We start from the raw sequence: 22519 nt of genomic DNA, 5'->3' as shown, positions 1-22519 counted from the left end.
TTTAGTAATTACCTCTTGAACTATAGGAAATAACTTATATATACAAGATACATTTAAAATATTAAATTTGGAGGTTAGAAATGTCTTTTAAACCGTTATATGACAGAATTGCCATAAAAGCGATTCAACAAGAAGAAAAAACGCTTGGTGGAATTATTATCCCCGATACTGCAAAAGAAAAACCTATGCAAGGAGAAGTAGTTGCTGTAGGCAAGGGCACTAGAGGAGAAAATGGTGAATTTCATTCTTTAGAACTAAAAGTAGGAGATAAAGTTTTGTATGGTAAATGGGCTGGTACTGAAGTTAAAGTAAATGGCGAAGAATTAATCATCATGAAAGAAAGCGATGTTATGGGCATTATTAATATGTGAGGAAATCCTGCCTCCAACGTCATTGCGAGGAGTTGCATTGGCATCGACGTGGCAATCTAAAAGACTCTCACTGTTATTGCGAGCGAAGCGAAGCAATCCAACTAATTTCATAAAGATTGCCGCGTCGGCATAAATGCCTCCTCGCAATGACGATGTCTTTTGCAATGATTTCGATCTACGAGGCAATATCTCACAAGAATGCCCGATGAAACTAATAATAATTTATTTAAGGAGAATTCAATATGGAAGCAAAAATAATTAAACATGGTTCAAAAGCACGTGAACAATTGTTAGAAGGCATCGATATCTTAGCTGATGCAGTAAAAGTAACTTTAGGTCCAAAAGGTAGAAACGTACTTATTGAGCAATCATTCGGTGCACCGAAAATTACCAAAGACGGTGTTACGGTAGCAAAATCAATTGAAATAAAAGATAAAATTAAAAATGCTGGTGCTCGTTTAGTTAGGTCTGTTGCGACTAAAACAGCTGAAACAGCCGGGGACGGTACTACTACTGCAACTGTTTTAGCAAGAGCTTTAGCTAGAGAAGGTAATAAGTTAGTCGCGGCAGGATATAATCCGATGGATTTAAAACGCGGTATGGATCTAGCAGTAAATGCCGTAGTAGAAGAAATTAGAAAATCTAGTAAAAAAATTAGTAGTCAAGAAGAAATTGCGCAAGTAGGAACTATTTCATCAAACGGCGATAAAGAAATCGGCGAAAAAATTGCTAAAGCAATGGAAGAAGTAGGAAAAGAAGGAGTAATTACTGTTGAAGAAGCTAAAAACTTTAGTTTTGATGTCGAAGTAGTTAAAGGAATGATGTTTGATAGAGGTTATTTATCACCGTATTTTGTAACTAATTCTGAAAAAATGGTAGCAGAACTTGAAAATCCTTACATCTTGTTATTTGAAAAAAAATTGTCAAGTTTACAAGCGATGTTACCAATACTTGAAGCAGTACATCAATCAGCTCGTCCTTTACTTATAATTGCTGAAGACGTAGAAGGTGAAGCATTAGCAACTTTAGTTGTTAATAAATTACGCGGTGGTTTAAAAGTTGCAGCAGTAAAAGCTCCAGGGTTTGGTGATAGAAGAAAAGCTATGATGGAAGATATCGCTGTTTTAACTAAAGGTGAGTTAATAACCGACGATCTGGGGATGAAACTTGAAAATGTCAGTATTCAAATGCTTGGTACAGCTAAGAAAGTTACTATCTCTAAAGAAAATACCGTTATCGTTGATGGAGCAGGGAGCAAAGAAGATATTGAAATAAAAGCTTCTCAAATTCGTAAACAAATTAGCGAATCTACTTCTGATTACGATAAAGAAAAACTGCAAGAACGTTTAGCTAAACTTTCAGGCGGTGTTGCCGTGTTAAAAGTCGGCGGTGCTACCGAAGTTGAAGTAAAAGAGCGTAAAGATCGTGTTGAGGATGCGCTTCATGCGACCAGAGCAGCAGTAGAAGAAGGTGTTGTTGCCGGCGGCGGTGTTACTCTATTACATGCAGCAGAAGTTTTAAAAGCATTAAAAGGAGCTAATCATGACCAGCAAGCAGGTATAGAGTTAGTAACGAAAGCTTTGCAAGATCCGGTAAGACAAATTGCGGAAAATGCTGGTGAAAATGGCGGCGTCGTAGTCGGCAAACTTTTAGAAAGTAAGGACAAAAACTTTGGTTTTAATGCGCAAGATATGACTTATGTTGACATGATTAAAGCGGGAATAATCGACCCAGCAAAAGTAGTGCGTACAGCTTTGCAAGATGCTGCTTCCGTTGCTTCATTAATTATTACTACCGAAACGTTAATTGTTGATGAACCTGCTGAGAAAGAAAATTCAGCACCACGTGGTCCTGGTGGTATGGGCGGCATGGGAGGAATGGGCGGAATGGATTTCTAACCAATTTATGTCATTCCTAGCTCAGCATTGTTGCGTGGATACCTCAAACGTTATTGCAAGCGACTGAAAACCTTGTTGCGTAGATCGAATTTTTGGTGTCATACCAGCGAAAGCTGGTATCTAACTTTTGTTATATTGTTAAGTAGATTCCCTCTTTCGAGGGAAGGACACCGAGGGCGTTTAGGGTATCCACGCAACAACGTCTTCCCGCGGAAACGGGAATCCAGAAAGTTATTTAAAAAAGGACTGGATACCGTGGTTAAGCCACGGTATGGCAAGAGTAATAGCATCGTAATTACAAAACAATGACAGTAACCGATATAAAATATAACCTAGCTGCTGCTTACCAAATAATGGCATATTTGGCTATGGATGATCATACTTATACTCACTTATCTGCCAGACCTTTAAATTCTGATTTTTATTATATTTATCCCTTTGGATTAAGGTTTGAAGAAGTAACTCCGAACAACTTACTTAAAGTTAATTTAGATGGAGAAGTTTTAGAAGGAAACGAGTATCAGTATAATAAAACTGGTTATTTTATTCACGGTGACATATATAAAGTACGGCCTGATATTTCTTCCATATTTCATTTTCATACTCCCGCAAATGTTGCCGTTTCATCAATGAAATGCGGGCTATTACCTATTAGTCAGTGGGCATTACATTTTTACGAAAAAGTCTCATATCATAATTATGATTCGTTAGTGCTTAATAATAATCAAAGTACGGCGCTGGTCAATGACCTCGGGCAAAATTATGTAATGTTTTTATGCAATCACGGCGTAATTACCTGCGGAAAGACAATTCATGAAGCGATGTTTTATAGCTATCATTTAGAACAGGCCTGCAAAACTCAATGTTTAGCTTACGGGGCAGGGCAGGAGCTAATTACTCCTTCTAAAGAGATATGCCGGCAAACAATACAGGATATATTGTCATTTGAAAAAGATTTAGGCAAACGTGACTGGGAAGCGTGGCTTAGGTTAATAAAAAAATCTTCTGGGTAATGTCCTTGCGAGCGACTGAAAGCGTTGTTGTATGGCTCGAATTTCTGCAAAGCGTGCGGTGTCATGTCGTGGCTTGACCAGCGTTGTTGCATAGCTCGGAAATTATACCAAATTCTCCGATGTCATTCCCACGAAGGTGGGAATCTAGAAACTAAAAGGCGTAACACTATAAATTTTACAACTAAAAGCTTAAATTATTTTACCTTTTTCTGGATTCCCGCCTTTAGCTAGAATGACATACGGCGCTTTTTTAGAACCATGTAACAACGCTGGCTTGACCACGATATGACACCCTAATTGTAATAACCATTTAAGGAAGAGCCTGCGCAGCGTATAAAAATACGTGAGTATAGTGAAATGTATTGAATTAGGTGTAGTTTATAGGAGAAATTTTATTTTTTTAAGGATATAGCGAATACCGCTAATGCTAAACCATTTACGGTATGAGATATGTTTTTAAAAAATTAAAAGATAATGTAGAAATTGCACCTAATTCAATACATTTCACTATACAGGCGAGTCCTGAAAAATTTGCTTGTATCAAGCTTTTTGAATAACGCTGTACTTAGTGGATCAAATAATTTGTTATATAATTTGCTTAAATATAATAAATATTTGAGATCATTATGATAAAAAATTATTTAAATAGAATCTTTAAAACTTACATTCCTAAATCTCAATCTTCTATTGAATTCAATAATATTACCTATGGTGATTGGTACGGTGACTCTAAAGAAATCAAAATCGGTATAGATGCTTACAGAAAAAACGTTATAGTATATCGATGCGTTAATTTAATTGCCCAATCAGCAGGTCATGTGCCTTGGAAATTAATGAAAAACAATGAAGTACTTGCAAAGCATCCACTATATCATTTATTAAAAAAACCAAATCCAGAAAAAGCCGGGGCTGATTTTTTCAGTGAATTGATAGCAGGTAAGTTGTTATTTGGAAATGGTTATATTTTATCTACGTCAGACATAAAACCGCTAGAGATTTATTTACTTCACCCAACTGCTACGGAAATAATATTAGAACAAAATCAGGCGGTTGCTTATAGGTATAAAAGCAGTAAGGGCGAAAAAATTTATCCTATCAATCCTATTAATAAAATAAGTAGGATTTTGCATTTAAAAAACTACCATCCGACTAATCAACATTATGGATTATCAGCCCTAGATGCTGCAGCTTTACCGATCGACTTGCATCAACAAGCCACTTATTGGAATAATTCTTTACTACGAAATGGAGCGCGTCCTAGTGGAGCATTAATAGTGAAAGACGGTAACGGCTATCTTAGTGATGAACAATTTGAAAGGCTGCAAGCTCAATTAGCCGATAAATTTACCGGCAGTAATAACTCCGGCAAACCCTTATTACTAGAAGGGGGGCTAGGATGGCAAGAGATGAGTATTAACCCTAAGGATATGGACTTTATTGAATCTAAAAACTCAGCGGCAAGAGAGATAGCCTTAGCTTTCGGTGTACCCCCTCAATTACTCGGTATTAAAGGCGATAATACTTATAGTAATATGCAGGAGGCACGATTAGCTTTATGGGAAGAAACGTTAATACCTTTACTTGATAAGCTAGCCGATAGCTTAAGCAACTGGTTTTCACATTTATATCAGGAAGATATTATTATTGATTTTGACCGAGATAGTATATCAGCTCTTACTGAGAAGCGTGAAAATTTATGGTCTAAAATAGCAAGTGCCGATTTTATGACGTTAAACGAGAAAAGGGCGTTTGTCGGGCTTAAACCTGTTGCCGGTGGCGATAATTTATGCCCTTAAACTTATGACTAGAGATATAACGGATACTATAAATAGCTTATATAATTTTATTGCCAAACTTATTATTTTACTGGAAGATGAGTTAACTTTGCTTACCTTGCAACGAAATGAGAATAATATAACAGCTACAAAAAATATTGCCGAAACATTGAATAAATTAGTAAATTTGATTGCTCAGTTAAATAAGCTGTCTAACAATATTCCGACTTCTACAGAATTAGACGAAAAAGACAAATTAATTATTGATAATTTTTTAAAAAATTATCATCGATGTCATTCCCGCGAAGGCGGGAATCCAGAAAAATTAAACTAAAGATGTGATTCCCGTTTTGGCATTGTGGCGTGGCTCAAAAACGGTATTCATCCGTCATTGCGAGCCGCTATAAGCGGCGTGGCAATCTAGAAATAGTAAATTTCATAGCATTTTTAGCTATTTTTTTCTTAGATTGCCACGTCGGTGTTATGCACCTCCTCGCAATGACGAGGGAGGATATCCACGCAACGGTACCTGCAGGAAAATGAAATCAAAACCGATCCAGAGCCTAGATGAAACACTATTTGTAATAACTCTTTTTAACCAAAATACTACGCAACAATACTATCACCGAAGTGATTAATATTATTAACAAACTTATAAAAAAACTTAATGTAATAGGTAATGACTTGTAGTTCTGCCATAATAACATACTAAAAAATGGCGTAGCGGAAGATAAAAGTGTACCGCCTAGAGAGTGAGAAAGGCTATACATACGCATCTTATTTGTCGGAATAAATAACGATTGAATAATAATTTGTAGAGGTACGGCATAAAATGCTGCAAGTCCCATAAGAATAATAGGATAATAAATTATAAATATTTGTTTATATAAAGAAATTTGCATAACTAATGCAATTATAAGGCTTAAAGCTAACGAAGCAATAATCTGTTTTAAAGGATTAGCTTTGTCGGCAAGAAAACCCGAAAATATTGCTGCTATCGCATAAATAATAATTAAAATTATATTCATGGTTTGAGCTTGGTTGTGATCAATGGTGCCAGCTATTTGTGATAAAAAAATACCTAAAAAGATTACTAAAAAATGATAAATTCCACCGATAGAGCCATTAATAAGTATTGATACAATAAATTCCAGCCTAGTATCCTGTAAAATTTGCCATAAGTTTTTATCATTTTTGTTAGGATGTTTTTTTCGGTAATATAAAAACTCTTCGCTTTCTTTAAAGAATTTTCTCATCAAAATAGCAGCTATCCCAAACATTCCACCGAATAAAAAATTTAACCGCCATAAATATTCGAATGAGCCAAAATTATTAGCATAATAATACGCTATAGCGGCAAGTAATGCGCCGACCTGGCTACAACTGACTACTATACCATTAGTTAGATTCTTATGGTTATTACCGGCTTTTTCAGCAACATAAATTTTTACGGCATCAACTTCACCGGCAAGACTCATTAAAAAGATCATTCGGCAGAATATCAATATGATAACGGCAAAATTGCCAATTTGTATAAAGCTCGGAGTAACAGCAATCAAACTTGTAGAAATAGTAGCAATAATTACCGAAATTTTAATCGATTTAATACGCCCGTATTTATCTCCTATAAAACCGAATATTAACGATCCGATCGGGCGAGCTATGACAGCTCCACCGAGTATTGCAAAGAATCCAAGCATTTGCACATCATGAGTAGCAGGCGGTAAAAAATTCTTTGCCAGGATGCTAGCCGAAAGCCCAAACAAAGCATAATCGTAATAACGAATGATTGTTATAAAAAAGGCAATTAAAAAAGCCGGATGTTGCATATGGTTATAATTCAGAGTATAATCGTAATTATAGCAGTAATAGGAAATATTTATGAATTGTTTTTTTAAATTAATAAAATATTTAGTTTATACTTTCCTATATTTAGTAGTTACAGTTATAGTAGCTTATATTGTTTTTGCCGAAGGCGTACCTGATGATGGACAGTGTCACGCTATGGAGAGGCCACTACTTATTCATTATAGTTTAGCTTTCGTTATAACTGGTTTACCACTGCGTGTACTTATATATAGTAGAAATAAAAGATTGAAACTAAAAAAATGATTGGTAAATTAAGTGGTAAAATAGACTCCTGTTTTGACGATTACGTTATAATCGATGTAAACGGAGTAGGATATTTAATATATGCCTCCGGCAAAACTTTACGTAAATTACCGGAAGGTGAATTTTGCAAATTATTTATTGAAACTCATGTTAGGGAGGATCATATTCATCTCTACGGGTTTTTATCTCTAGAAGAAAAAGCATTTTTTAACTTATTGCAATCGGTTAGCGGTATCGGCACCAGAATGGCATTATCTATTTTATCAAATCTTACGCCTGCAGATATTCAGCTTGCCGTAAATCAGGGATATAAAGATAGTTTTAAAGCTGTTTCGGGAGTAGGGGCCAAGCTTGCCGAACGTATAATAATGGAGTTGAAAGGTAAAGTTTTAATAGGAGGAGGGAGTGCCGCAATTAAAAGTGAATTAAATTTAAGCGGTATTAGTCCGGTTGCTAGTTCTGAGGTGATAAAAGCTTTAAGCAATCTTGGTTTTAATAGATTTGAAGCTCAAAGCATTGTGCAGGAACTTATTGCAAAAAATCCTGAAATCTCTATTAATGAATTAATTAAACTTGCCTTGAAAAATCGTGGCTCAAATGTCTGAAAATATTTTATCACCGGAAGAAAATCCAAATGATCAGGAATTTTCGCTAAGACCTTCTTATTTACAGGAATTTGTCGGGCAGCAACAAATTAAGGAAAATCTATCAATTTTTATTCAGGCTGCTAAAGCACGATTTGAGCATTTAGATCATACACTATTTTATGGTCCGCCTGGTCTTGGGAAAACTACCCTGGCAAAAATTATCTCTAATGAGCTTGGGGGAAATTTTAAATCTACTTCTGGTCCCGCTATATTAAAAGCTGCCGACCTGGCCGCAATTCTAACTAATTTAGAGAAAAACGACGTATTATTTATTGATGAAATTCATCGCCTTAATATATCTGTTGAAGAAGTTTTATATCCGGCAATGGAGGATTTTGTCTTAGATATTATTATTGGTGAAGGACCGGCGGCAAGGTCGGTAAAAATAAATTTGCCGCCATTTACCTTAATCGGTGCTACTACTAGGCTTGGTTTATTAAGTAACCCGTTAAGAGACCGCTTCGGTATTCCGCTGCGTTTAAATTTTTATAGTGTTGGAGAATTAAAAAAAGTATTAAATAGAGCAAGCAAGCTACTTGCGATTAGCTTAACTGATTGCGGTTCCGAAGAAATAGCTAAAAGAAGTAGAGGGACTCCTAGAATTGCCCTAAGACTCGTTAAACGAATAAGAGATTTTGCGGCTGTTGACGGCAAATTAGAAATTGATAAAATTGTTGCAAATGCGGCATTAAATCGTTTGGAAGTCGATAGTATCGGGCTTGATAGTAACGATGAGCGATATCTGAAATTTATTGCCGATAATTACGGTGACAGACCGGTAGGAATTGAGACGATTGCCGCCGCTTTGTCCGAACAACGTGACGCACTCGAAGAGACTATAGAGCCGTATTTAATTCAAATAGGCTTTCTACAACGTACCCCAAGGGGAAGAATAATAACTCCGAATGCTTTTGAGCATTTAGGATTACCACCCCCGACTCCGAACCGTAATACTATTCAATATAACATTTTTAACGAAGGATAAAATTTTGCCATTAGTGAAAATATCAAATAATAATTATAGTGCTAGCGAAGTCATAAAGAGGCTACTTAAAGATTTTATTAAGCCTTATTCTCGCAAAATATTTGTGGCTATATTTTTTATGATTATTGGGGCAATTTGTACGGCAATTATTGTTGATTTAGTTAAGCCGATTATTGATAAAATTTTCTTAACCCACAATAAGAAAATGTTACAAATAATGCCTTTTATTGTTATGGGAACATTTTTTGTTAAAGGAATTGCCGAGTATTATCAAAATTATCTGATCAAATTTGTTGGCCAAAGAATTTTAACCGATTTACAAATGAAAATGTACGAACATTTGTTATTTGCTGACCTGGCTTTTATTCAATCTCAATCCTCCGGACGCCTTATATCTCGTTTTACTAACGATATTTCTATGATGCGAGGCGCTGTTTCAAATTTACTTGTTGGCTGCGCTAAGCATTTTCTTTCAGTATTATTTTTAATAATATTGATGTTTAAGTTAGAGCCGATATTGTCATTAGTAACTTTTACTGCTTTCCCGCTTGCTATTTATCCGGTACAACGACTCGGAAGAAAAATACGCAGAATATCTTCGCAAGCGCAAGAAGAGCTAGGGCATTATACTTCTCGGCTCGATGAAACTTTTCAATCAATTAAAATCGTAAAATCATTTGTCGGTGAAAAAACGGAAAGTAATCGAGCTTTATTAATCGTTAATAATATTCTGAACTTTTATAAAAAAACTTCAAAATTGGATGCTTTGGTTTCTCCCATAATGGAAACGTTAAGCGGTATTATGATTGGTGGCATTATATGGTATGGCGGAACTTTGGTAATTGAAGGCAAAACCACGCCGGGGGCACTTTTTGCTTTTCTTACCGCTTTTGCTTCGGCTTATAGACCTTTTAAAAGTCTTGTTTCTTTAAATATTAATTTACAGGAAGGCGTAGCCGCGGCAAAAAGAGTTTTTAATATTTTAGATACTCAGCCAATTATAAAAGACCATGCGAATGCTTTAGATATCGATTTTACCAATCCTAAAATAATTTTTAAACAGGTTGGGTTGAATTTCCATGGTAAAGTAGCTATAAAATTAGTTGATTTAAAATTAGTTCCCAATAAAACCATTGCTTTTGTGGGGCGGTCAGGAAGCGGTAAAACCTCGCTTGGTAATTTACTAGTTAGGTTTTACGATCCAACTGAAGGAGAAATTTCAATTAATGACCATAATATAAAAGATATTAAAATTGCTTCACTGCGTGAGCAGATTTCGCTAGTAACTCAGGATACTCATTTATTTGATACTAGCGTTGCCGAAAATATTGCATATGGTAATATAAATGCTACAAGAGAGCAGATAATTGCGGCGGCAAAATATGCCGATGCCGATGAGTTTATCATGCGCTTACCTGAAGGTTATAATACTATCATAGGTGCGCAAGGAGCCACTCTCTCTGGCGGACAGCGTCAACGCTTATCGATAGCAAGGGCATTTTTAAAAGATGCGCCTATTCTAATTTGGGATGAGGCTACCAGCTCTTTAGATCAAAATTCCGAGCAGAAAATTATAAAATCATTAAAAGAATTGCGTCAGGGAAAAACTACTTTAATTATCACTCATCGCTTAGCCAGTATTACTGACGTTGACGATATAATAGTTATGAAAGCTGGCATCATTTGTGAACAAGGAACTCACAATGAATTATTAGCAAATAAAGAAGAATATTATAAGCTATACAATAAAGAGCTGAAAGAGAGTAGTTAGTCTTTATTCCAAACCGTCAGTGTGGATGGGCGTCGGTGTGCGGATAGCAGTATGTCATTCCTGCTCTCTCTTGTGTCATTCCCGCGAAGGCGGGAATCCAGCCCTTTTCTTTGTCATGCTGAACTTGTTTCAGTATCTTTTATTTGATCCTGAAATAAATTTAGGATGACTAAAAGTATTTTTCTGGATTCCCGCCTTCGCGGGAATGACATCGAATATAGCTTTAACTTATATCCCCTCAACCTTTTCTCTACCCACCGAACTGTTCTTTAATAATACGATCCTCTAAAGTATGATTTTTATTAAAAAGTAACTTGATAGTTTTTTCTTTTTCTGATTTTATAGTTACCGATTTTATATTACTGAATTCTTGAAAGTCGGCAGTGGCATTTATCGGTCTTTTATGTATTTCGAGTATTTCAAATTTAATAGAAGTAGAGGAGGGCAGTAATGCTCCGTGCCACCTTCGCGGTCTAAATGCGCAGATAGGAGTTAAGCATAATACATTTGAATCTAACGGCAAAATAGGTCCTCCTGCCGATAAGTTATAAGCACTACTACCTGCCGGAGTAGCAACTATAGCTCCGTCGGCTACTAGCTCGCTCATCCTCTCGATTTGATTGACTTCAATTCTAAACTTAGCGGCTTGATTAGTTTTGCGAAATATTGAAACTTCATTTATAGCAAGAGCATGATGTATATTACCGTTAACATCTTCTGCTTGCATTGAGAGAGGATTTAAGTTGGCTATAATGCTTTCATGTAAATTTTCTAATAATTTTTCATTATTTACAGGGTTCATTAAAAAACCTAAACTCCCTGAATTAATACCATAAAAAGGTAGATTAAGATTCATATAACGATGGATTGCGTGCAACAATTCTCCGTCCCCACCTATTACAATAATTGCTTCAGCTTCCTCTGGTTTGCTAAAGGAGAAAAGTTTTTTAAGCTGCTCGGCAAGTATAGCAGATTTAGGAGAATTATTATAAACCACCGCTATTTTATTGATATTCACTACACTCCTCTTAACTTCAAGTTTGATATAATTCTGCATTCTCTCTCATCCCTATGAAAGCAAGGTATTGTTGCATGACCCTTAAAAAGCGTTCCGTGTCATTCCCGCGCAGGCGGGAACCCAGACCTTTCTTTGTCATGCTGAACTTGTTTCAGCATCTTTTTAGTAGATCCTGAAATAAATTCAGGATGACTAGAAAATATTTTTCTGGATTCCCGCTTTCGCGGGAATGACATTGAAAATTTGAGCCATACTAAATATAAAACATGATTAACTAGTAAAATAATAAAACAAGATGCAGTAACGTCGCTAATAAAATGTCCCCCCATCAATATACGGCTAAAACCTACCAGTGAGCCGAAGAGGAGAGCGGTAATATAAACCCATGAAAAATATATATGCGGCAAAATATAAGCAAGGCTAGTGAAATAATAACCCATCGCAGCATGACCGGAAGAAAACGAGCAATTACTATCACACTGATTGGTTATTAGCAAAGCTCCAGTAAAATCTTTTTCTCCGCCGAAATTTTCTATTTGCGCAGGACGTGCTCTACCAAAATTCTCTTTTAAAGCGTAATTAACTATTAATCCGGGACCGATAGCGACAGTGATTAATATATAAAAGCTCCACGATAAAAAAATGGATTTTCTATATTTAATAAAATAATAAAATGCTGACAATAAAGATATTATAACTATCGCTTTCGTTAATATCGGTATGGATAAAAATAAAAACCTAACTACAGCAGTGTTTTTATAAATAAAACCGTTATTAGTATGATAGAAAAATTTAGAAAAATCTATATCTAGCTGAGGAAATAAAATAAGTATAATTAAAATAGTTCCTGATATAAACATACTTATATAAACTAAACGATTATTAATCATAGACGATAGAACAAGAATAAGTTATAAGTTAAGATTATAATAACTATAGAAATTAATTATGTCATCATTCAATATTAAAAACCATAAAAATGATTTCCTCTTTATTCCGCTCGGCGGAGCTAATGAAATAGGGATGAACGTTAACCTTTATCACTATAAAGGTAAATGGTTGATGATTGATTGCGGCAGCGGCTTTGCCGATGATTATTTACCAGGTGTTGATATGGTAATTGCTGACATTAGTTTTATTGAAAAACATAAAAAAGACATAGTTGGGCTAGTACTTACCCATGCTCATGAAGATCATTTAGGAGGCGTACAATATTTATGGAATAGCTTGCAATGTCCAATATACGCCACGACATTCACGGCAAATTTTTTAAAGCTTCGCTTAGCAGAATATAATTTCTCCAAAAATCTTAAGATTCATGAAGTAAAGGCCGGAGCTAAGATTAACTTAGAGCCGTTTTCTCTTGAAATGGTGCCGTTAACACATTCAGCACCAGAAATGCAAGCTATTATGATTCGTACCGAAATGGGCAATGTACTTCACACGGGGGATTGGAAGTTCGATCATGATCCAGTACTTGGACTTAAAGCCGATGAAGAGCTATTAAAGAGTTACGGCGATGAAGGAGTTTTAGCATTAGTATGTGATTCAACAAATGTATTTAACGAAGGTAGTTCTGGCTCAGAAGGAGAAGTGCGCAAAAGCCTTATAGATATAATAGCCGGCTGCCCTAAATTAGTTGTAGTTTCAACTTTTGCCTCAAATCTCGCACGATTAGATACTTTAATACATGCAGGGCAGTTAGCAGGTAGAAAAGTTGTTTTAACTGGTAGAAGCTTACATAGAATGATGAGCGCAGCGCAAGAAAGCGGCTATTTTCAAGATATCGCACCCTTAATTAATGAACGAGATATAAGTAGATTTAGAAAAGAAGAATTATTAGTAATTGCTACCGGCTGCCAGGGCGAGCCGATGGCTGCTACCGCTAAAATGGCAAGTAATTCTCATCACTCAATAAAGCTTAGCCCTAAAGATACCGTTATTTTTTCTTCAAAAATCATTCCCGGAAATGAGAAGAAAATATTCCGAATGTTTAATATATTTGTTAAAGCCGGAATTGAAGTAATTACCGAACGTGACCATTTTGTGCATGTATCGGGTCATCCAGCCGTTGATGAGCTTAAAAAAATGTATTCTCTGATTAGACCTAACGTTTGTATACCTGTTCATGGCGAACCCGTTCATATTCACGAACATGTTAAGCTTGCTAAGAAAAATGGCATAAAACATGCGGTCGAGGTAGAAAACGGCAGTGTGGTGGTGCTTGAGCAAAATAATTCTCGAGTAATTGCTAAAGTTAATAGCGGCTATTTAGCGGTTGACGGCAATTATCTATTACCCGTAGAGTCTTCAATTTTCAAAGCTCGTAGGCGTATGCGTGAGTCCGGTATAGTAATAGCCACCGTGATAATAAATAATAAAGGCGCATTAGTAGCAAATCCTGTATTATCGATGCCGGGCCTGCTTGATCCGAAAGAAGATATAAAATTAATTAATTTAATCAAAGATGATATTGTTAAGCTTATCGAGACTCAGAATAAGCAAGTAAAAAGAATTTTATCGCTTGAACAAATTGAAGAAGCTATAAAATCAACTATCCGTAAAACTTTAAAACAAGAAGTTAATAAATCCCCGGTAATATCTGTAAATATTGAAAAAATTATTGAGTAGTCAGGCCTGTCATTGCGAGGACTTCAATTGATTGCGTGAGGCACAAAATGGTGTTACCTCCGTCATTGCGAGCGGCCTTTGGTCGCGCGGCAATCTAAAAAATAATAGCTGGGATTGCTTCGCTTTGCTCGCAATGACGAGGATAGCCTTAGATTGCCACGTCGGCACTTTGTGCCTCCTCGCAATGACGTTTGAGATATTCATACAACTTCCCTCCGTTGTCATAGAAATCAAATTAGCATATAATATTTACGATCTTTTTTGGTACGTAAATAATTTTTTTCGGTGCATTACCTTCTAAAAATTTTTGGATTTTCGGTAGATTAATAACAATCTTTTTTACTTCCTCTTCGCTGGCGGAAATATTAAATTCATAAGTATCACGGAGTTTGCCGTTAACTTGGATTGCTATAACACAAGACTCCATAGTAAGTAACGATTCATCAAATTCAGGAAAGGTTATTTTATATAGATAATTTTGATTTCCTAGTTTCTGCCAAATTTCTTCTGTTACATGAGGAATAAAAGGATTTAGTAGTTGTATTAAAACGGTAAAAGCTTTTTTAATAGTCTTGTAATCTACTAGATTTTCTTTAGCAAGCTCATCCGATAAACTATTAAATAATTCTCGCATTCTAGCAATGGCCTTGTTTAGTCTAAAATATTTTATATCTTCCCCGACATGCTTTATAGTAGAATGAATTACCCTATTCAGGTCTTTGTTAAATGAAGTATTAGTCGGCTCTTTTAAAGAAATTATTGTTTCCGTGGTAGTTTCAAGTCTACTAATAAAACGTGCGCATCCTTCAATACCGCTTGCCGACCATTCCAAATCCTTTTCAGGAGGGCTATCTGATAACACAAAAAGTCTAATTGCATCGGCTCCATAATTAGCTAGCATCGTCTCAAGGTCTATGAGATTCTTCTTAGACTTACTCATTTTTTCGATGCGACCCTGATTTACTTCTTCGCCGGTGCTTTTTTTAACAAAAATATTTCCTTGTTTTATAACTTCATCAGGATATAGCCAATTGTTATTAGTATCTTGATAAGTTGCATGTAGTACCATTCCTTGGGTAAATAAGCCGGTAAACGGTTCTCGAATGTTTACATAATTTTGTTCATTCATTGCTTTGGTGAAAAACCTAGCATATAGTAAATGCATTACAGCATGTTCAATCCCGCCTATATATTGATCTACGGGCAACCAGTAATCACAGGCGGCTTTATCTGTCATTTCTTCAGCATTAGGAGCGCAATATCTGGTAAAATACCAGGAAGATTCAAAAAACGTATCAAATGTATCAGTTTCACGAATTGCTAACTGCCCGCAATTCGGACAATTAACATGTTTCCAGCTAGGATGATTATCAAGCGGATTACCCTGACCATCAAATGTTACGTCATCGGGTAATTTTACAGGTAAATCATTGTAAGGTACGGGGACTATTCCACAAGCTCCGCAGTGAATCATCGGAATAGGGCAACCCCAAAATCTTTGCCGGGATACACCCCAGTCTTTTAAGCGATAATTAATCGTAGCTTTGCCAATAGATAATTTTTCAAACTCTTTAATAGCTTTTTGTCTAGCATCAAGAGTAGTTAAACCGTTTAAGAAACCTGAATTAACTAAAATTCCCTCGCCGATATAAGCTGCTTTCTGTACAGCAATTTCAGATTCTTTATTATCTATTACCTGTTTAATGGGAATATCCATATTAATCGCTAGCTCATGATCACGCTCATCATGTGCAGGGCAGCCAAAAACTGCGCCTGTTCCATAATCCATCAAGACAAAATTAGTAATGATAACGGGAATGGTGATATTAGAATCGAATGGATGAACAGCGTAAAGGCCAGTAAATATTCCTTCTTTTTTTGTTTTATCAATCTCAGCATTGCCTTTCACATGCGAGCATTTAGCAATAAAGTCACTTATTTCTTTAGTTGCTTTAACTGCTGTTTTGATGATAGGGTGATTAAAAGCAATTCCAACGAAAGTTGCGCCAAAAATAGTTTCAGGCCGTGATGAGAATATTTCGATTTTAGTCTCCTCATCACCAGATATTTTAAAACTGAAATTAGCACCCATGGACCTACCAATCCACTTATCTTGCATAAACTTAACGGCATCAGGCCATTCTTTAAGATTTTGTAATTCATTTAACAGCTCTTCATTATAATTAGTAATTTTTAAAAACCATTGTTTAAGATAACGTTTTTCGACTAATGCACCGGAACGCCAGCCACGTCCGTCTACTACTTGCTCGTTTGCTAGAACTGTATTATCAACCGGATCCCAATTAACAAGTGACTCTTTTTGATAAGCAAATCCTTTTTCATATAATTCTAAAAAAAACTTTTGTTCATGTCTATAATAATCGGGATCGCAGCTAGTTATCTCTCTAGACCAATCATATGAGAAGCCCATAGATTTAAGTTGCCGACGCATAGCTTCTATATTTGCGTAAGTCCATTCTTTCGGATGAGAGTTATTTTTAATGGCGGCATTTTCAGCAGGGAGACCAAAAGCATCCCAGCCCATAGGATGAAGCACGTTAAAGCCTTGCATGGTCATGAACCTTGCTATTACGTCGCCGATAGAGTAATTACGTACATGCCCGACATGTATCTTGCCAGAAGGGTAGGGCCACATCTCAAGCACATAATATTTGGGTTTATTACTATTGTTTGAAACCTCAAAAGCCTTATCATTATGCCAAATTTTTTGCCATTTCTCTTCAATATTCTTCATAATTTTATTATTTTCTATCTGCATTAATGTAAAGAGTACGGGCTTTTCTCAAAATTTTATCTTCCAGCATAAGAGCAAGATCAGATTTACTATCGCTTTGCTGCCAACGATTATTTTTAAGTATTTCTTCAAATATTTTAACTTCTAATGAATCAGGGTGGATTATATCATCTTTAATAAAAATATTTATTTTAAAGCGATAATTTTGTTTACCAGCAGGACTATACCATTCGGTAATGATAACTCCGCCATTTGAATCAGCAGAGGCTAAGGGAATAAAGTTTAAAGTTTCTATTGAAGCTTGCCAAAGATATTTATTAACTAAGTAACCACTTGCTTTGGTTGATTCATTTTTAACTCTACCAGGTCTAAAAACTAACCCTTCACCGCCGGCTGCAGACCCTACTTCTTCCCACTTTGTTTCTTTTTCACTCTGCGGATATCCGCCATCTGCTAAAATAGGATTACTGGCACTTATATTATAAGTGATAAAAATTATTGAAAAAAATAACTTAAAATTCTTTTTCATGGCAATTAATTAATAAGTTGAGTTTTATTTGAAAAACAATAGAGAAGCTTTATATCTTAGTCAAAAATTATTTCAAATATATTGTTTAAAAATGAAAAGTTGTCATGCTGTGGCGGTATTGTTGCGTGGATACCTAAAGCATCCTTGGTGTCATTTTCGCTGTCTCCGATGTCATTCCCGCGCTAGGTGAGGAATCCAGACTTTTTTGTCATGCTGAACTTGTTTCAGCATCTCTTGAGAAATATCCTGAAATGAATTCAGGATGACTTAAAAGATTTTTTTCTGGATTCCTCACCTAGCGCGGGAATGACATACGTTGCTTTTTTAGAGCTATACAACAAGGCTTGCTCGCAATAACAATTAGGTCAAGCCTTGGTATGACACTCGAACACTTTATTTATCTGGGCAACAATGCACTTATATCGAACATAAGCCTACTAAATTCTTCTTCATTAGAATATTCCAAAGTTATTTTTTCTTTTATTTGATTTTTAAACCAAGTAATTTGTCTTTTAGCATATTGCCTGGTTTTATTTTGAGCTAAGATTAATGCTTTATCTAAAGCTATATCGCCGTTTAAATAAGCTAAAATTTCGCTTACCCCCACGGCTTTCCTTGCCGAGCCGGTGAAATTTTGAAAATTTTCTTTAATTGCAGCTATTTCGATAATTGATCCTTCTTCAAATATTTTTTCCAATCGTTCATTGCATGTTTTGTATAAAAACGTCCGTTCAGGATAAAGAAATATTACTTTAAAATTAAATTCTGATAAAAGCGATTCTTTCGGTAAGGTCTGAAAAAAGAAAATAGACTCGCCTGTTTGCAAAAACACCTCATAAGCTCGACTTAAACGTTGGCTGTCATTCGGTTTTATTTTAGCGGCTGCTAAAGGATCAAGATTTTTTAGCCGTTGCCAAAATTCTTCTACACCTATTTTAGTTAGTATATTCCTAACCTCTTGCCTTAAATCCGCTGATATTTCAGGAATTTGATTATAACCAAATAATAAAGAGTTAATATATAAACCGGTCCCGCCGACTAATATTACTAATTTCTTTCTCGCATTAATTTCTTTTATTTTTTCTGTCGCTAACTGTAGATATTTTACTACCGAAAATTCTTCGGTAATTGGTAAGAAATTATACAGATGATAAGGTAACTCAGCTTTGTAATCTTCCGGTGGTGAAGCCGTAATAATAGGTATCTCTTTATATACCTGCATGGAATCAATATTTATTATTTCACCGTTGTAAATTTTAGCTAAATGATGAGCTAAATAAGATTTGCCGCTAGCCGTCGGGCCGCATAAAATAATAACTTCTTTTTTCACTTTAATACTAATATTATCTAATAATTATTTATCCTGATAATAAAGGTAAAGCAAATAAAATTTGTTCACAGAATCTAAATTTTTGTTATAATCCTGCTGGTTATGAAATATACTTATGAAATGAAAATCTAATATATGACTGAATATAAAAAAATTATTGCTCAAAATAAGAAAGCTTTATTTGAGTATTTTATTGAAGAAAGCTTAGAAGCGGGTATAGTATTAAAGGGTAGTGAAGTGCAGTCACTGCGCCTTGGTAAAGCCTCTATTGAAGAAAGCCATGCGGCTGCTTCATTGAATGAGATATTTTTATATAATTGTCATATTGCGGAGTATGAGAAAGCAAATAGACTTAATCATTCTACCAGAAGACCAAGAAAATTACTATTACACGGTAGAGAAATAAGAAAAATAATCGGTAAAATTAAACTCAAAGGCTATACTTTAGTAGCTCTATCGTTATATTTTAATAAAAAAAATAAAATAAAAGTTGAACTTGGTATTGCAAAAGGTAAAAAATTACACGATAAAAGGCAAACTCTTAAAGAAAAAGACTGGAAAAGGGATCAAGGTCGATTAATGAGACAGAAATAAAATATGCTGCTCGTCTTTCAAGAATTATTTTTTTATTTTATCAGGGAATTCGCATACTCGCCTATTAAGTATAGGCTGTGTGCTCACCCTTCAAAATAAAATCCAATTCTCGAAATACAGCTAAATTCAGAAAGATTTAGACAAGATGAATTTAAAGGCGAGCCTGCACAGCGTACTAAAGTACGTGAGCACAGGCGAGTCCTAAAAAATTCGCTTGTATCAAGCTTTATGAATGACGCTGTACTTCACGTATAAAATATTGCTCGTATATTTCTATTAAATATTAACTTTTACTTTACTTAATGCAGTAAACTTCCTATAAAATTATAGGAAACAAATTATGCAATTAAATTTATGCAGAATATCATCGGTAAAATATTATTTATAATTGTAGTCACCATAGCTGCTTTATTTATTTATAAAACCATAAAAATTTCTTCTACAAAACCGATTTCCGTAACTATTACAGAAAATAAATCCTCTGAGGGAACATGTGAAAAAGAGAAAGTTAAAGAAATTATTAAGGAATATTTAATAAGCAGTCCGGAAATAATTATTCAGTCAATTGAAGGATTGCAAAAACGTAAAATAATGGAAAAAGAAGATAAGGTTAATAGTTATATAAAAAATAATCAAGTAGATATTGAAACTAGTAAAACTTTCCCAACCTTAGGAAATATTAATGGCGATATAACGATTGTAACATTTTTTGATTATAATTGTTCTTATTGTAAAAAAGGTGATTTATTTATAAATCAATTATTAGAAAGTGATTCAAATGTTAAATTGCTACTTAGACCTTTACCTATTCTAGGAGATGCTTCTCAATATCTTGCACAGGTTGCTTTAGCCGTTTACAAGGTTAACCCAGATAAATTTAAAGCTATCCACGAAGGCTTAATGGCAATAAAAGACGTTACTAAAAAATCGGTGGAAAACTTATTAGTGGAAAACGACCTAAATATTTCAGAAATTGAGGAAATAGCAGATAGTAAAGAAGTTAAAGCCTTAATCGAAGAAGATATGGAAATAGCTAAGAATTTAAAAATTCAAGGTGTGCCGGTTTTTATTATAAATGGGCGACTAATTCCGGGATTAATAGATTTAGTACAGTTACAAAGTATAGTTAAAGACATAAGAGCCAATAAGTAACTAATAAATTACTTGACAGGTAGCTATTAACTTGCTAGAATTTCTATTAATTACTGAACTGGAAATATAGTCAAAAGCATAGTCAGGCGACTTGCAAAACTAATAGTTCTATACTACTCATTTTTCAAAAATCATTTTTTCATTAGAGTTTTTTCCAAATTTGCTTATAGGAGAAAATTTGAAGGAGACGCGGAGCTTCAATCTACAGATACTTAAATGTAGTATGTGAGGATTCGAGTGCCGGCTCACATTGTCCAAATTACCTTTAAAAGTAGAGTTTCAAAAACTCCATTTTATTTAGATTTGCGTCCAAGACAAAAGGATAGAGTCTATAAGAATAGGCAAAAGAGCGTACAATATCGTCAGCTAATTCAAAACAATTTACCAAAATTTATATCATTAACCATAACCCGTCAACATTTCACTATAATCCATAAATAATAAAATCAATGAACCCAATAAATAAAGAATCTAAAGAAGTACCTAATAATTGTTATGATCAAAACATTAATAATGTCTCAGAAAATGCAAATGTTATTAATCTAAAACAATTAAAACGTAAATTACCCGCAGAGTTGCAGGCGCAAGCTGAAAGCCTAAAAGTCGAAAATGTTAATTCTTTATTAAAACAGGAGTTAGTTTTTGCCATTTTAAAAAAATCAGTCGAGCAGGGGGGGCTAATTTTAGGAGAAGGGGTATTAGAAGTTTTGCCCGATGGGTTTGGCTTTTTACGTTCTCCGGAAGTAAATTATCTAGCCGGCCCTGATGATATTTATATTTCTCCCAGCCAAATTCGTCGTTTCGGTTTGCGTACAGGTGATACCGTAGAGGGGCAAATTAGAGCGCCAAAACCGGGAGAACGTTATTTTGCTTTGCTAAAAGTAAATAAAGTTAATTTTGAAGACCCGGCTAAATCTTACCATCGAGTACATTTTGATAATTTAACTCCTTTATATCCCGAGGAAAAACTTTGCCTGGAACTTGAAGATAACAGTAAAGATTTGAGTACAAGAGTTATAGAGTTGGTTGCTCCTATGGGCAAAGGACAACGTGCTTTAATTGTTGCTCCGCCCCGTACCGGTAAAACTGTATTATTACAAAATATAGCGCATGCTATTACTACTAATAATCCGGAAGTATTTTTAATAGTGTTATTAATAGATGAGCGTCCTGAAGAGGTCACCGATATGCAGCGCTCCGTGCGTGGAGAAGTTGTAAGCTCTACTTTTGATGAGCCGGCAAGTAGGCACGTTCAGCTTGTCGAAATGGTTATTGAAAAAGCTAAACGTTTAGTCGAGCATAAGAAAGATGTGGTAATTTTAGTAGATGCTATAACAAGGTTAGCACGAGCTTATAATACTGTTATTCCGTCATCTGGTAAGGTATTAACGGGCGGTGTAGACGCTAACGCTTTACAAAAACCAAAAAGATTCTTTGGAGCTGCGCGAAATATTGAGGATGGGGGGTCACTAACCATAATAGGAACTGCATTAATTGAAACCGGTTCACGGATGGATGAAGTGATTTTTGAAGAATTTAAAGGGACTGGTAACTCTGAAATCGTATTGGATAGGAAAATTGCCGACAAACGTATTTACCCGGCAATTAATATTACCAAGTCAGGTACCAGAAAAGAAGAGTTGTTAGTTGATAAAGATGCTTTAAAGAAAATGTGGGTACTTCGCCGTCTTATCAATCCTATGGGCGAAACGGAAGCAATGGAATTTTTGTTAAAGAAATTAGAGAATACCAAAACTAATAGCGAATTTTTTGATTTAATGAATTCGTAATATGCGTTATTGTGAGCATTTGCTGGTATTGTTGTGCGGCTCGTTTTATGTCATTGCCGCGCTAGGTGAGGAATCCAGTAAAATGTAGTCATCCTGAATTTATTTCAGGATCTTTTTCACGAGATGCGGCAAACAAGTTCAACATGAC

The 22519-nt window shown here is 35.1% G+C and carries 19 protein-coding genes and 1 pseudogene; 14 read left to right on the top strand and 6 right to left on the bottom strand.

What is annotated here, in order from left to right; all coding sequences use genetic code 11:
- The first annotated feature begins 80 nt into the window (after positions 1-80).
- The 5 genes from OTR29_RS04150 to OTR29_RS04130 all read left to right on the top strand — a co-directional run bounded on the left by OTR29_RS04150 (position 81) and on the right by OTR29_RS04130 (position 5391).
- A complete protein-coding gene (locus tag OTR29_RS04150) occupies positions 81-371 on the top strand; it encodes a co-chaperone GroES (protein WP_422229399.1) in 291 nt (96 codons plus the stop codon).
- A 242-nt stretch (positions 372-613) separates the two neighbouring features.
- A complete protein-coding gene (gene groL / locus OTR29_RS04145; RefSeq protein ID WP_422229398.1) occupies positions 614-2269 on the top strand; it encodes a chaperonin GroEL in 1656 nt (551 codons plus the stop codon).
- Between the two features lie 305 nt (positions 2270-2574).
- Positions 2575-3282 carry a class II aldolase/adducin family protein gene (locus tag OTR29_RS04140; protein ID WP_422229397.1) on the top strand — a complete coding sequence of 236 codons (708 nt, stop codon included), beginning with the start codon at positions 2575-2577 and terminating at the stop codon, positions 3280-3282.
- A gap of 626 nt (positions 3283-3908) precedes the next feature.
- Positions 3909-5078, top strand: a complete 1170-nt coding sequence (locus OTR29_RS04135) for a phage portal protein (RefSeq protein WP_422229396.1) — start codon at positions 3909-3911, stop codon at positions 5076-5078.
- A 4-nt stretch (positions 5079-5082) separates the two neighbouring features.
- Positions 5083-5391, top strand: coding sequence for a hypothetical protein (locus tag OTR29_RS04130; protein ID WP_422229395.1), 309 nt, complete (start codon positions 5083-5085; stop codon positions 5389-5391).
- Positions 5392-5632: 241 nt separating this feature from the next.
- On the opposite strand, the gene OTR29_RS04125 is transcribed toward OTR29_RS04130, so the two are convergent.
- Positions 5633-6886 carry an MFS transporter gene (locus OTR29_RS04125; protein ID WP_422229394.1) on the bottom strand — a complete coding sequence of 418 codons (1254 nt, stop codon included), beginning with the start codon at positions 6884-6886 and terminating at the stop codon, positions 5633-5635.
- A 52-nt stretch (positions 6887-6938) separates the two neighbouring features.
- Between OTR29_RS04125 and OTR29_RS04120 the strand changes: the two genes are divergently transcribed.
- From OTR29_RS04120 to OTR29_RS04105, 4 genes are read left to right on the top strand one after another with little or no spacing between them, the layout of a single operon-like run.
- Positions 6939-7169, top strand: a complete 231-nt coding sequence (locus OTR29_RS04120) for a Holliday junction ATP-dependent DNA helicase RuvA (RefSeq protein ID WP_422229393.1) — start codon at positions 6939-6941, stop codon at positions 7167-7169.
- Complete coding sequence (gene ruvA, locus OTR29_RS04115) at positions 7166-7774, top strand: Holliday junction branch migration protein RuvA (protein ID WP_422229392.1); 609 nt, start codon at positions 7166-7168, stop codon at positions 7772-7774. Before OTR29_RS04120 ends, ruvA begins: the two co-directional genes overlap by 4 nt.
- Positions 7767-8801, top strand: coding sequence for a Holliday junction branch migration DNA helicase RuvB (gene ruvB / locus OTR29_RS04110; protein WP_422229391.1), 1035 nt, complete (start codon positions 7767-7769; stop codon positions 8799-8801). Before ruvA ends, ruvB begins: the two co-directional genes overlap by 8 nt.
- 19 nt (positions 8802-8820) lie before the next feature.
- Positions 8821-10572: an ABC transporter ATP-binding protein gene (locus OTR29_RS04105; protein WP_422229521.1), complete on the top strand. Its 1752-nt coding sequence runs from the start codon at positions 8821-8823 to the stop codon at positions 10570-10572.
- Positions 10573-10822: 250 nt separating this feature from the next.
- Here the strand turns inward: OTR29_RS04105 and OTR29_RS04100 are convergent, their stop codons facing one another.
- Positions 10823-11590, bottom strand: coding sequence for an NAD kinase (locus OTR29_RS04100; protein WP_422229519.1), 768 nt, complete (start codon positions 11588-11590; stop codon positions 10823-10825).
- A gap of 98 nt (positions 11591-11688) precedes the next feature.
- Complete coding sequence (locus OTR29_RS04095) at positions 11689-12480, bottom strand: phosphatase PAP2 family protein (protein ID WP_422229390.1); 792 nt, start codon at positions 12478-12480, stop codon at positions 11689-11691.
- Between the two features lie 58 nt (positions 12481-12538).
- Here OTR29_RS04095 and OTR29_RS04090 point away from each other — a divergent pair, with 58 nt between their 5' ends.
- Positions 12539-14221, top strand: coding sequence for a ribonuclease J (locus OTR29_RS04090; RefSeq protein ID WP_422229389.1), 1683 nt, complete (start codon positions 12539-12541; stop codon positions 14219-14221).
- A 235-nt stretch (positions 14222-14456) separates the two neighbouring features.
- On the opposite strand, the gene leuS is transcribed toward OTR29_RS04090, so the two are convergent.
- The 3 genes from leuS to miaA all read right to left on the bottom strand — a co-directional run bounded on the left by leuS (position 14457) and on the right by miaA (position 18835).
- Positions 14457-16976 carry a leucine--tRNA ligase gene (gene leuS, locus OTR29_RS04085; RefSeq protein ID WP_422229388.1) on the bottom strand — a complete coding sequence of 840 codons (2520 nt, stop codon included), beginning with the start codon at positions 16974-16976 and terminating at the stop codon, positions 14457-14459.
- A 7-nt stretch (positions 16977-16983) separates the two neighbouring features.
- Positions 16984-17505 carry a DUF3576 domain-containing protein gene (locus tag OTR29_RS04080; protein WP_422229387.1) on the bottom strand — a complete coding sequence of 174 codons (522 nt, stop codon included), beginning with the start codon at positions 17503-17505 and terminating at the stop codon, positions 16984-16986.
- A 397-nt stretch (positions 17506-17902) separates the two neighbouring features.
- The gene (gene miaA, locus OTR29_RS04075) at positions 17903-18835 is read right to left on the bottom strand and encodes a tRNA (adenosine(37)-N6)-dimethylallyltransferase MiaA (RefSeq protein ID WP_422229386.1); all 933 of its coding nucleotides are present in this window, start codon (positions 18833-18835) and stop codon (positions 17903-17905) included.
- A gap of 135 nt (positions 18836-18970) precedes the next feature.
- Between miaA and smpB the strand changes: the two genes are divergently transcribed.
- The 4 genes and pseudogenes from smpB (at position 18971) to rho (ending at position 22371) form a co-directional block, all read left to right on the top strand.
- Positions 18971-19429, top strand: coding sequence for an SsrA-binding protein SmpB (smpB, locus tag OTR29_RS04070; RefSeq protein WP_422229385.1), 459 nt, complete (start codon positions 18971-18973; stop codon positions 19427-19429).
- A 111-nt stretch (positions 19430-19540) separates the two neighbouring features.
- Positions 19541-19672: pseudogene (locus OTR29_RS04065) on the top strand (palindromic element RPE3 domain-containing protein); the annotation flags it as partial.
- A gap of 111 nt (positions 19673-19783) precedes the next feature.
- Positions 19784-20581, top strand: a complete 798-nt coding sequence (locus OTR29_RS04060; protein WP_422229384.1) for a DsbA family protein — start codon at positions 19784-19786, stop codon at positions 20579-20581.
- Positions 20582-21030: 449 nt separating this feature from the next.
- The gene (gene rho / locus OTR29_RS04055) at positions 21031-22371 is read left to right on the top strand and encodes a transcription termination factor Rho (protein ID WP_422229383.1); all 1341 of its coding nucleotides are present in this window, start codon (positions 21031-21033) and stop codon (positions 22369-22371) included.
- Positions 22372-22519: the final 148 nt, after the last annotated feature.

It is taken from the genome of Rickettsia endosymbiont of Halotydeus destructor, assembly GCF_049278075.1.
Taxonomy (GTDB): Bacteria; Pseudomonadota; Alphaproteobacteria; order Rickettsiales; family Rickettsiaceae; genus Rickettsia.
Note: the sequence above shows the minus strand (reverse complement) of the source record. Positions and strands in the feature narration are given on the sequence as shown.

What these genes read in the sequence shown, in the direction of transcription:
- OTR29_RS04150 (WP_422229399.1), top strand. Translation starts at nt 81, where the DNA reads ATGTCTTTTAAACCGTTATATGACAGAATTGCCATAAAAGCGATTCAA.
- groL (WP_422229398.1), top strand. Translation starts at nt 614, where the DNA reads ATGGAAGCAAAAATAATTAAACATGGTTCAAAAGCACGTGAACAATTG.
- OTR29_RS04140 (WP_422229397.1), top strand. Translation starts at nt 2,575, where the DNA reads ATGACAGTAACCGATATAAAATATAACCTAGCTGCTGCTTACCAAATA.
- OTR29_RS04135 (WP_422229396.1), top strand. Translation starts at nt 3,909, where the DNA reads ATGATAAAAAATTATTTAAATAGAATCTTTAAAACTTACATTCCTAAA.
- OTR29_RS04130 (WP_422229395.1), top strand. Translation starts at nt 5,083, where the DNA reads ATGACTAGAGATATAACGGATACTATAAATAGCTTATATAATTTTATT.
- OTR29_RS04125 (WP_422229394.1), bottom strand. Translation starts at nt 6,886, where the DNA reads ATGCAACATCCGGCTTTTTTAATTGCCTTTTTTATAACAATCATTCGT.
- OTR29_RS04120 (WP_422229393.1), top strand. Translation starts at nt 6,939, where the DNA reads ATGAATTGTTTTTTTAAATTAATAAAATATTTAGTTTATACTTTCCTA.
- ruvA (WP_422229392.1), top strand. Translation starts at nt 7,166, where the DNA reads ATGATTGGTAAATTAAGTGGTAAAATAGACTCCTGTTTTGACGATTAC.
- ruvB (WP_422229391.1), top strand. Translation starts at nt 7,767, where the DNA reads ATGTCTGAAAATATTTTATCACCGGAAGAAAATCCAAATGATCAGGAA.
- OTR29_RS04095 (WP_422229390.1), bottom strand. Translation starts at nt 12,480, where the DNA reads ATGATTAATAATCGTTTAGTTTATATAAGTATGTTTATATCAGGAACT.
- OTR29_RS04090 (WP_422229389.1), top strand. Translation starts at nt 12,539, where the DNA reads ATGTCATCATTCAATATTAAAAACCATAAAAATGATTTCCTCTTTATT.
- leuS (WP_422229388.1), bottom strand. Translation starts at nt 16,976, where the DNA reads ATGAAGAATATTGAAGAGAAATGGCAAAAAATTTGGCATAATGATAAG.
- OTR29_RS04080 (WP_422229387.1), bottom strand. Translation starts at nt 17,505, where the DNA reads ATGAAAAAGAATTTTAAGTTATTTTTTTCAATAATTTTTATCACTTAT.
- smpB (WP_422229385.1), top strand. Translation starts at nt 18,971, where the DNA reads ATGACTGAATATAAAAAAATTATTGCTCAAAATAAGAAAGCTTTATTT.
- OTR29_RS04060 (WP_422229384.1), top strand. Translation starts at nt 19,784, where the DNA reads ATGCAGAATATCATCGGTAAAATATTATTTATAATTGTAGTCACCATA.
- rho (WP_422229383.1), top strand. Translation starts at nt 21,031, where the DNA reads ATGAACCCAATAAATAAAGAATCTAAAGAAGTACCTAATAATTGTTAT.